The organism is Yersinia bercovieri ATCC 43970, assembly GCF_013282745.1.
Taxonomy (GTDB): domain Bacteria; phylum Pseudomonadota; class Gammaproteobacteria; order Enterobacterales; family Enterobacteriaceae; genus Yersinia; species Yersinia bercovieri.
The window spans coordinates 106,946-117,933 of record NZ_CP054044.1 but is presented as its reverse complement, the minus strand read 5'-3'; the positions used below and the strand labels follow the sequence as shown (position 1 = coordinate 117,933).

Sequence of the window (10,988 nt, the reverse complement as noted above, 5' to 3'; positions counted from 1 at the left end):
TACTAGTTTAGCGGGGATTTACCGGATAAAAATGGAGGAAATATGAAAATAGTGTATAGATTCGTTCACGAGTTAAGTTGGTGAGGGGGCTGTCGTTGGGGGGCGACCCAACACCACGCCTTGCGCCAAGATTGGATAGTCGCGTTGCGTCTATCCAATCGCTGGGCCTAAGCAGAAAAATCTGCTTACCGATAGAGCGTCTGCGCCCAGCGGGCTAACCCGGCGGTTACCGAGCCAAAGTCATTTCCCCCCACCAGCGGAATTCCCGGTAGTTGCTGCTGCAAGGCGGCGCGCAGTAATGGGGAGCGGGCGCTGCCGCCGGTCAGGTAGATCACATCTGGGGTGATGTGGCTGGTGGCGAGCGCCAGGCTGACTTGTTCCTGGATCCGTTGCAGCGGCTGAGAAATAGCCTCGGCCAACTGCTGCTGGCTGATAGTCTGCCCCAGTTCCGGCTGGACAAAACTCAGCGCGGCGGCGACCTGCCCCTGCTCGGAGAGCGCAATTTTGCTCTCTTCTGCGGCGCGCACGATGCGGTAGCTCAGGCGCTGTTGATAGACTTTCAGCAGGCGCTCCACTTGCTGCGGGTTGGCGGCGTCGCGGATCAGATCCCGCAGGAAGCGGCCATTGGCGATGCTGTAGAAGTCGCTCTGTGCCGGAACATCATTGGTGGCAACCGCATTCCAGTAGGGCAGTGACGGCATGGCAATGCCTTTTTCGGTTTCGCTCCCCATGCCAAACAGCGGCATCAGCTGTTTAAACGCGAGCATGATATCCAGATCGTTACCGCCGACGCGGCAGCCACTGTGGCCCAGCAGGCTCTGCTGGCGGTCTGCCACTCCCTGCCATTTCGGCCCCATCAGCAGCACCGAGCAGTCAGTGGTGCCGCCGCCGATATCCACCACCAGCACGGTTTTCTCTGTGGTCAGTGTGGCTTCAAAATCCAGCCCCGCCGCCACCGGCTCAAACTGAAAGGCGATATCGCGAAAACCGGCCCGTTGCGCGGCGCGTAGCAAGATGCCCTCGGCCTGACGGTTGGCCTCTTCGCCACCGGAACCCTGAAAGTTGACCGGGCGACCAATCACCGTTTGGCTGATTTCTGCAGCTAGCACTGACTCTGCCTGCCGCTTAATATGGAACATCATGGCGCAGACCAAATCCTCAAACAGCGCCAGCTGCTGCGGCTTTAGGCCATTGGCGCCAAGGAAGGATTTAGGGGATTTTACAAAGTAAACTTCTTCTGGGTCTTCAATATATTGCGCCAGTGCTGACAGGCCGAACATCAGGCTGTCTGCGGTGACCGGAATATCCTCTTCGCGGTTAAACGCCATGGCCCGGCGCAACAGTTGCTGGTTTTCGTCACTGCCCGTTGGCACTTGCCAGTGGCGGTGCAGGCACTCACTGACCGCTTCCCGGGTCGGCGCACACAACATGGAGGGCAGATAGACGTCACTATTTTCCAGTGTCAGCAATTCGGGAGCATCGCCCCGCATCACGGCAACCGAGCAGTTTGCTGTGCCGTAGTCAAATCCAATGAACATTATTGCTCCCCCCAAATAAAAGGGGCCGACTTTACCCCAGAGTGAGCAGCGGAGCAATCGTCAAAGCAGGGATTTTTTTATCCTGAGCAGCGGCGCTGCGCCTAAGGAATAAAAATATTCGCTGCGGCGCGGTCGATGGCGATGAAGGAGGTCAAAAGTAACGCCCGCGACTGAAATTATTTAGCCGCGAAATAGCCGCTGTTCAGCACCTCAGATAGCGGCTGCGTGCGGCCAATAGTCTCGCCGTCAGCTAAATCGACGCCAATCACGATCAGCTTATTGAGGATCTGCGGTAATTCGGCGGGGCCTGCCAGTGTGGCGATATTGGCCCGTTGCGCCGTGCCGTTGATGATGGAGACCAGCACCTCATCCATTTGATTGATATGAATATGGGCAATTAAGTCACTGTTGAACTTAAGGTAGTTGATGGTGTGCTCAGCCAGCAGCTCAAAGTCATTTAGATTATGACCAAACTCCTTGACGATTAGCTGGCAGCCCAGCTGTTGCAGCTTGGCGAGGAAGTTACCAATCGCAAATGGATATTGCAGCAAGGTGGATTCGTCGACCATCCAGTACAAACTGTGGGGTGGCAATGGGGTCTGCTGCACCAGGGTCAGCAGTGACTGACGAAACTCCTCTTTGAGCAGCGCAGTTTCTGAGAGTGGAATCGCCAGTGCCAGCCCTTTGCGGTTGATCGCCTCGGCTTGCGCCACTAACAGTTGCTCGCACACCCAGCCGTCAACTTGCGGCAGTAAACCATACAGCAGCGCGGCCTCCTGAAATGCGGCCTCGCTGACATTGATGTTTTCTGGCCGATTGACAATAAAACTGACCTGATAAAAGCAGACTGACAATGGCGTTTTAGGCGGAGCAGTTGGCGTCAGTTGCAGTGTCAGTTGGCTGTCACTGAGGATAGTTTCAACATCCTCTCTGCTCAGCAAGTCGTGCTGGCGTGCCAACAGCTGTTTTTGTCGTGGTTGATAGAGGAACACCTGACCGCGACCACTGTGTTTGGCGGTATAACAGGCGATATCGGCCTGCGCCATAATCTCACTGCGCTGGTTGTTGCTACTGCTGATTTGGGTCACTCCGGCGCTGGCACCAATACGATAGAGCTTATTCTCCCAGTAGAATTGGTAGCCATTGATAGTGGAGACCAGACTTTGGGTGATAGCTTTGGCGTGGGGCAGGGTGCAATTGAGCATCAATAGACCGAACTCATCCCCGCCGAGGCGCGCGACACAATCACTATTGCGCAAGTGCTGGCGCATTAACTGGCTGATCTCTTTCAGTAATGCATCCCCCGCCGGATGCCCTGCGGTGTCGTTGATGGCCTTAAAATAGTCTAAATCGAGGAACGCCAGCGCATGTTGCTGGTTTAGCTCAACACTGACCTGAATGGCCGCCTTCAGCTTATTTTCAAAATTGGCGCGGTTTGGCAGGCCGGTCAGATTGTCGTGGGAGGCACTGTGGCTCAGTTTGCGCATCATGGCGCGCGACTCGCCGACATCCTGGAACACCATCACCGCCCCGACCACCTCACCTTCCAGGGTTTTCAGCGGCGCGACCGACTCCTGAATGTCGTAATACTGCCCATCGCGATGATGTAACACTATCGATTCATTGAGCGAAGAGTTAGAGCGATGGTTGAGACAGTGGGCGATTGGGTCGGTAATTTCTGGCCCCTCCACACCATTGGTCAGCTTGATGATATGGTTGACCGGCTGGCCCAGGGCGATGGTGTTGGCCCAGCCGGTCATTTTCTCGGCGACCGGGTTCATAAAGGTGATCTTCATCTCCTGATCGGTACAGACCACCGCTTCGCCGATGGAGTCTAGCGTGATATGCAGCCGCTCTTTCTCTTCGTGCAGCGCTTCCGTCAGGTTTCTGATCTCGGTCATATCCAGTGTGGTGCCAATCAGGCGCAGAATATTGCCGTGCTTATCACACACCATATTGGCCTGATTGCGCAGATGGACAATCTCACCGTTGGGCAGTAGCAGCCGGAACTCCAGACGATAGGGCTGGCGCTGCTTGAGGGCCGCGCTGTATTCGCGATTAACCCGGTTGAGATCTTCCGGATGCACGTGTCTGCGCCAAACTTTATCGTCAACCGGGGTATGTAGCGGGATATGATAAAGCTCATACATCCGCTTATCCCAACTGATTAACTGTTTTTTCAGATCCAGTTCCCAGATGCCAATGCCGCCCGCTTCATTAGCCAGCGTAATGCGCTCCATCAGGCGGCGGTTAATGATCTCGCTCTTTTTCAGGTCATTGATATCTTCGACCTGGGAGATGTAATAGAGCGGTTGTTGCTGATGATCCCGCACCACACTGACCACCAGTAGCGCCCACACCACCTCGCCATCACTGCGGATATAGCGCTTTTCCATCGAGTAGCTGGGGATGCGGTCATGATATAGGTCATCGAGCAATTTCAGGTCAGCGGAGAGATCTTCCGGATGGGTGATTTGCTGGAACGTCAGGGTGAGTAAGGTCTCCTGGCTGTAACCCAGCAACCGGCACAACGCCTGATTGACCTGCATCCATTGCCCTTCCGGTGACACCAGCGCCATGCCGATAGCCGAATACTCCATGGCGTTACGAAAGCGGTTTTCACTCTCAATGATATGCTCTTTCTCCATGCGGAAGGCGTGCATCACCATCGCCATGGCGTGAGGCGGGATTAGCACCATCAACAGAGGAATAAAGGAGAATGCCTGCACCAACATTTTGGTATCCGCCTGCAGGGTAAACAGGTTGAAATTGATCATCAGTGCAATCAGCAAGGTGGCCAGAAAACAGATGGTAAATGTCTCAAAGCGCGGCAGGCGAATTGCGACCCAAATCAGCGACATAATGACAAAGGTGAACGGGAAGGGCAGGTAAAGCAGACCGATATAGCAGACAGATAGCGATAGAATTATCATCCACATCATATCAAACAGCGCTTTAGATTTGGTCGCGATATTAAAGTAGCCACGGCGATAGAGCAGCCCGACCGGGCCGAGAGCCAACATGCCGATGGCTTCGGACATAAACCACACCGTGAACACCTGCCCAAAGCTGCCGTTATCGGGGGCGAGATACCAGGCTGCTGCCAGCCCGCTCATCAGTGGCACTACAATCACCGTGCAAATCGAGAACTTGAGCCAACTGAACAGGCTATTGAGTGGGTCTTTCGGTTGCAGGAATCGCCGCAACAGCCACGCGCCGGCTGCCGATTCTGCCAGATTGATCAAGGTAAGCGGCAGCGGGAACCAACTGACGCCATATAAAATAAAGTTGGCGGCAACAATACATAGCCCCGCAGAGGATAGTTGCCACCACCAGTAGCGTGTCGGGTGGTGGAATAGGGCCACCATCAGTAGGGCGGTTGGGAACCACAATGGGGCCAGATTCTCTGATCGCTCAGAGAGTTGGATACAAAAGAGTGCAAGCAAAAACACCACTATGCTGACCAGAGTGATGTGCAGAATGGTTTTATTGTCAGGTGCCGGTTGTTCGGCCGCGCTGAGATCCATAGAGTGCCTTATTTTGCTTGCCAGTGTGCTGGTTATGATGAGAAGGCCTCATCACATAAAAAATATACCGCAGTTAAAATACGGTCATATTCAAAAGTTTAGTATAGATGAGCAGTGCCGAGTGTTGTTCGTTTTGTCTCATGCTCAATTTATTGCTTAATTCTAATAATATCTAAACTAAAAATAGGGTGGCTAACCCCAGGAAGATGAAAAAGCCGCCAGTATCAGTGATGGCGGTGATCATCACACTGGAGCCAATTGCCGGATCACGGCCTAATCGGGCCATGGTCATTGGGATAATCACCCCCATCAATGCCGCCATTAATAGGTTCAGCATCATTGCCAAAGTCATGACGCCGCCCATGGCCGGGTCGCCATAGAGTAGATAAGTGACCACCCCCATAATACCGCCCCAGACCAGACCATTAATCAGTGCCACCCCCAACTCTCTGAACATCAGGAAGGTCACATTGCCCTGCTGAATATGATGCAGGGCCAGCGCGCGGACAATCATGGTGATGGTCTGATTGCCGGTGTTACCGCCAATGCCGGCCACGATGGGCATTAATGCCGCCAGCGCCACTAATTGCGAAATAGTATCTTCAAATAAGCCGATAACGCGTGAGGCCACAAACGCGGTACAGAGGTTGATCGCCAGCCATGACCAGCGGGTGCGCACCGCGCGGCCGACCGGGGAGAACACATCCTCTTCCGGGCTTAAGCCCCCCATCCGTCTTAAGGTGGTATCACTCTCTTCATTGACCACGTCGACTATCTCTTCGATGGTCAGACGGCCCATCAGTTTGCCTTTGGCATCAATCACCGCAGCACTGATTAAGTCATAACGTTCAAACGCGCCCGCCGCATCTTCCGCTTTCTGCTCGGGTTGGAAGGTGGTTGGATTACTCTCCATCACCTCAAACACCTTGGTGTCAGGTGCGTTGAGCAGGATGGCGGTCAGTGGTAGTTCGCCGAGTAAGGTATTCTTGCGGTCAATAACAAAGATTTTATCTGTGGCGTCGGGAATGCTGCGCCGATAGCGCAAATAGCGGTGCACCGTCGCCAGGGTCACGTCTGCGCGCACGGTAACCAGCTCGAAATCCATCATCTGGCCAACAGTGTCACGGCCATACTGAATAACTTCCCGCACACGGGCGCGCTGGTCGGGGTCTAGTGAGGTGAGTAGCCGACCCATCAGGTTACGCGGCAGATACTCCGCCAGATAAGCCTGCTCATCGACATGTAAGGTGCGCATCGCTTTCAGCAGGTCTTTATCGCTCATCTCTTTGATCAGGGTGTCCCACACCGTCTCCGAGACTTCAACTAAGGTTTGACCGCGCTTCTCATTTTTGACTAAGCGCCACAAGGCCAAACGTTCGTCGTTGGGGAGAGCTTCGAGCAGGTCGGCAAGGTCCGCTGCGTGTAGATCATCAAGCAGCGTTTTGATCTCTAAGGTTTGTGCTGATAACTGCTCATCACTGAGCTTTTCGCGCTCATCCTGACGGCCAAGAATACCGTCAACCAGCGCTTTATTATTCAGTAACAGAGAAAGTATCCGGTTGCGGATCTCTGCCAGTTTCTTTGTTTTATTTTTCGTTTTGTTCTTTATAGTGGCGGAAAGTGGCGCAGGTATGATTGGTGCTGGCATAGTATATATTACCCTTGGTGCTTGAAATTGCAGGGTTATTCGCTTGCCCGAGCCGCTGAGTGACTCGGGATAGGTTAACTGATATCTAGGGGCTGAGATCGCTCTCGTGGGGGCCAGGTGGCTCACCCTCCACCGACAGCTCGACCCGCTGCGCTTCACGTCGCTCCTGATGATGAGAGATAGACGCGACTGCGGCATACAATAAGCGGCCGAACAGAATGAGGAAGCTCACCAGTAAGATTATTTTTGTTAGCTGTGTGGAGGGCCGTCGCTTCATTTTTTCCCTTCTTCCTTGGCGCTGCAGCGGTGTTAGCTGCTCTCATTTACTCGGCCCATCCTTGGGCCTCGCCTCTGCGAGGCCGCTGCAAGCAGCGTTCAAATTTGCTCCCAGCAAATTTGTCACCCGAATCACTCTATTTAGGCCGCTGGTGCTGCGTTATTTGCCTGTTCCGGTGCCTCTTCTTCGATGATCAACTTCCAGCCGACCACGTCATCCCAGTATGCCTGCTCGCGTTCAAAATCCAGTTGCACCAGATTATTTTGTGCCAGATAACCCGCAGGGAAGCGCAATGTCCAGTGGCTATCATCGGTTATCAACCGCAGACTTTCTGGTGTGGTGGTCGATTGGCGCTGATTGTTGAGCAAGGTACTCAGCCGCAATAATTGAATTAACGGCAAATAATACTTTTTCTTGAATAAATTCAAGCGCGGCAGCTCATCCAGCTTAATGCCTTTACGATGCATACGAACCAGCGTTGCTAACAGCAATTGCTGCTCTTGATTGAAGCCCGGCAAGTTGGTGTTTTGCAGAATATAGGCAGAGTGGCGATGCATCCCGCTGTGATTAATGCTCAGGCCCACTTCGTGCAGCATTGCCGCCCATTTCAGCAAGGCTTCAAGCTGCGGTTGTACCAGCTTAGTATTCTGTGCCAGCCACTGGGTATAGAGTTGCTCGGTTGTCTCCAGCACCCGGCGGGCCTGTTCGCGATCAATATTATAGTGCTCCGCCAGGCTTTTGGCAGTGCGCTGACGGATATCCTGATGGCGGAAACGGCCTTCCATTTCATACAGCACACCTTCGCGTAGCGCGCCATCCGATAAACGTAACTCTTTGACAGCTAATGCATCGAACACACCACACAAAATAGCCAGACCCGGAACAAATACCGATTGGCGATCTTCTGATAGCCCCGGCAGGCTCAGGGCCGAGAAGTGTTTGAATTGCAGCACTTGCTCCACCAGCATTTCGAGCCGTTCCGGCGTGATTAAGCCATCTTTCTCGCCCATCTCCACCAGCACTTCGTAGGTGGCTTTAATGGTGCCAGATGCGCCTAGCGCATACTGCCAGCCTTGAATTCGGTATTGCCACGCCAGATTTTCCAGCTTTTGGGCCGCCGCCAGACGGGCGCGCTTGAAGTTGGTTTTGCTGATTTCGCCATGGGGGAAGAACTGCTGGGCAAAGCTGACGCAGCCCATGCGGCGGCTCTCTACCAGCAGCGGTTCAAAGTCTTCACCAATCACTAACTCAGTGGAGCCACCACCAATGTCAATCACCAGCTTGCGGCCTTTCTCCGGCTGAGTATGCTCGACGCCCATGAAAATCAGACGCGCCTCTTCCTGACCGGAGATGATTTCGATGGGGTAAGGGATCACCTCAGCGGCGCGTTTGAGGAAGGTTTCCGCATTCGCTGCCTGGCGCAGTGAATGGGTGCCGACGATACAGACGTTGTCCGGTGAGAAACCCTGTAGGCGCTCAGCAAACAGTGCCAGACAGGCCAGACCCCGCTCAATGGCCTCTTCGCTGAGCATATTATTGCTATCCAGACCATCAGCCAGATGCACCCGCTGCTTTAGGCGGCCTAAAACTTGCAACGCGCCGTTGACGACGCGGGCGATCACCATATGGAAACTGTTAGATCCCAAGTCGATAGCCGCAATTTCCTGCGGTTTGGTGGTAGTCGAATTATTGGTTAGCGGCATAATTTTCGCCCTACTGCTCTGGTTGTTCCAGCGCTTTTAAATAATCATAGATGGCAATCTGTGCACGTACTTTGCGCCTGTTGCCACGCGGTACATAACGATTACTCAGTTCTTTATCAATATAACGGGCTTTTACCGTGTCGTTAAATAGCAGCTCTAAAATATCCAGCACCCGCTGCTTTAATTTTGGATCAAGCAGCGAGACCGCGACTTCGATACGGTAATCAATATTGCGGGTCATCCAGTCAGCGGAGGAGAGATACACCAGTTTGTCGCCTTTATTATCGAAGACGTAGACCCGGTCATGCTCTAAGAAGCGGTCAACGATGCTGGTGACCTGAATATTATCGCTGATCCCCGGCATATTGGGGATTAATGAACACATTCCGCGCACTAATAATCGAACCTTCACCCCGGCACTGGAGGCGCTATATAACCTATCTACCAGCCCTTTATCCACTAAATTATTTATTTTCAGTGAAATTCCCGCGCTTTCCCCCGCCTGAGCATGAATAATTTCCTGGTCAATCAATTGATAGAGCATGATGCGCGAGTTTTGTGGTGACACCATCAGATTATCAAACTTCACCGGGCGGTATGGATTCTCAATAAAGTTAAATACGCGCCGCACTTCATTGGTGATACGTGCATCGGCCGTCAGTAGTGAGTAGTCGGTATAAATCCGCGCGGTTTTTTCGTTAAAATTACCGGTGCCAATATGGGCATAGCGCACGATTTCATCGCCTTCAAGGCGGGAAATAAGGAATAATTTGGCGTGGATCTTCAGGCCCGGCGCGGAGAAAATAACGTGTACACCCGCAGCGGTCAGGCTTTTGGCCCAATGAATATTAGCTTCTTCATCGAAACGCGCCTGTAACTCCACCACCACCGTGACTTTTTTGCCATTATGGGCGGCATGGATCATCGATTCAATAATACGTGAATCTTTGGCGACCCGATAAATATTGATTTTAATCGCCAAGACACTGGGATCAAATGATGCCTGGCGCAGCAGTTCTAATACGTGCTCAAAGGTGTGATACGGATAGTAGAGCAGTACATCCTGTTCACGAATAGCATCAAAGCCGTTGCGGAATTTATCAAACCAAACATGGCGCAGACGCGGCATGAGTTTGTTCACCAGATTGCTTTTACCGACATTGGGGAAGCTAATAAAATCTTTGAAATTATGATAACGGCCGCCGGCGATCACGGAATCATCGTTAGAGATACCGAGCTTGCCGCGCAGTAACTCCACCATTTCGTTGGGCATATCACGTTGATAAACAAAGCGTACCGGCTCTGCCGTCAGGCGCTGTTTCAGGCTCGATGACATCAGTTCCAGCAGGCTGGACTCCATCTCAGTGACCAAATCATATTCGGCATCGCGGGTCATCTTCATCGAATAGGCATTCAGCGCATCGTAATCAAAGAAGCCTTTGAAGATCTCATCGAGGCAATAGCGCAATATATTATCAAGTAATATCATTGGCTTTCGGCGGCGAGGTGCTTCCGGTGGTAAATTAACGAAGCGCGGCACTTTATCCGAAGGGATTTCCAGCAGGGCATAGGCAATATCCTGACCACGGATAATTTCCACTGCCAAATAGGTATAATCGTCTTTTAAAAACTGCACCAGATTGGTGTCATGGTTAATCAGAATCGGTGTGATGTGCTGGCGTAGATGCTGCTTAAAATAGAGCTTTAGCCAGACTTGCTGATTCTCAGAAATTTGCCGCTCATTAATCAGGAAGATCTGATTACGTGCCATCTCCAGCAAAAGATCATTATACAGCCCATCAAATTCCTGGTCGGCCTTCACCACTTTGTTCTGAATTTTTTTCAGCAAATGGCGCGAGGTCACGGCAGAGCCTTGCTCTTCGCTAATTAAAATTCGCCGCTTCAGATCGGCGAAACGGACTTTATAGAATTCATCCAAATTATTGGAGTAAATGCCAAGGAATCGCATCCGCTCAATGAGTGGATTGCTCTTATCCGCTGCTTCTTGCAATACCCGCTCATTAAAGGCTAACCAGCTGAGTTCTTTCTCGATGTAGAGCTTTTCCTGACCCATTGCAACTCCAGTAAGATTATTGTGGGAGTATTTAGTGTCCGTAATCATTATTGCGAAAGAATGATAAGAAAGTCCAACAGATATCATTAGTTAACTTTATTAGGTAAACATCAAACCTATTGTCAGGTAAATAGCGCACAGATGTTGGGCGGGTGTGGCAAACATTGTCATGCAAATGCCACAAAAGTGACATAAAATGCTCGGTCATCTGGCGCTATGTT

General features: G+C 52.1%; 6 protein-coding genes. All 6 read right to left on the bottom strand.

The genetic code is table 11. The annotated features are described in order from the left end of the window. Positions 1-185: 185 nt before the first annotated feature. The 6 genes from yegD to ppk1 all read right to left on the bottom strand — a co-directional run bounded on the left by yegD (position 186) and on the right by ppk1 (position 10,767). Positions 186-1,538 carry a molecular chaperone gene (yegD, locus tag HRK25_RS00640; RefSeq protein WP_005273237.1) on the bottom strand — a complete coding sequence of 451 codons (1,353 nt, stop codon included), beginning with the start codon at positions 1,536-1,538 and terminating at the stop codon, positions 186-188. A 176-nt stretch (positions 1,539-1,714) separates the two neighbouring features. Continuing rightward, a complete protein-coding gene (locus HRK25_RS00635; RefSeq protein ID WP_005273241.1) occupies positions 1,715-5,065 on the bottom strand; it encodes a diguanylate cyclase in 3,351 nt (1,116 codons plus the stop codon). A gap of 172 nt (positions 5,066-5,237) precedes the next feature. Beyond that, positions 5,238-6,713: a magnesium transporter gene (gene mgtE, locus HRK25_RS00630; RefSeq protein WP_005273245.1), complete on the bottom strand. Its 1,476-nt coding sequence runs from the start codon at positions 6,711-6,713 to the stop codon at positions 5,238-5,240. A gap of 85 nt (positions 6,714-6,798) precedes the next feature. Further along, complete coding sequence (locus HRK25_RS00625) at positions 6,799-6,990, bottom strand: YfgG family protein (protein ID WP_032897460.1); 192 nt, start codon at positions 6,988-6,990, stop codon at positions 6,799-6,801. Positions 6,991-7,130: 140 nt separating this feature from the next. Continuing rightward, positions 7,131-8,693, bottom strand: a complete 1,563-nt coding sequence (ppx, locus tag HRK25_RS00620; protein ID WP_005273251.1) for an exopolyphosphatase — start codon at positions 8,691-8,693, stop codon at positions 7,131-7,133. Positions 8,694-8,703: 10 nt separating this feature from the next. Beyond that, positions 8,704-10,767, bottom strand: a complete 2,064-nt coding sequence (gene ppk1, locus HRK25_RS00615) for a polyphosphate kinase 1 (protein ID WP_005273254.1) — start codon at positions 10,765-10,767, stop codon at positions 8,704-8,706. Between the last annotated feature and the right edge of the window lie 221 nt (positions 10,768-10,988).

Excerpts from the sequence above, each read along its gene's own strand:
- yegD (WP_005273237.1), bottom strand. The coding sequence starts at position 1,538 with ATGTTCATTGGATTTGACTACGGCACAGCAAACTGCTCGGTTGCCGTG.
- HRK25_RS00635 (WP_005273241.1), bottom strand. The coding sequence starts at position 5,065 with ATGGATCTCAGCGCGGCCGAACAACCGGCACCTGACAATAAAACCATT.
- mgtE (WP_005273245.1), bottom strand. The coding sequence starts at position 6,713 with ATGCCAGCACCAATCATACCTGCGCCACTTTCCGCCACTATAAAGAAC.
- HRK25_RS00625 (WP_032897460.1), bottom strand. The coding sequence starts at position 6,990 with ATGAAGCGACGGCCCTCCACACAGCTAACAAAAATAATCTTACTGGTG.
- ppx (WP_005273251.1), bottom strand. The coding sequence starts at position 8,693 with ATGCCGCTAACCAATAATTCGACTACCACCAAACCGCAGGAAATTGCG.
- ppk1 (WP_005273254.1), bottom strand. The coding sequence starts at position 10,767 with ATGGGTCAGGAAAAGCTCTACATCGAGAAAGAACTCAGCTGGTTAGCC.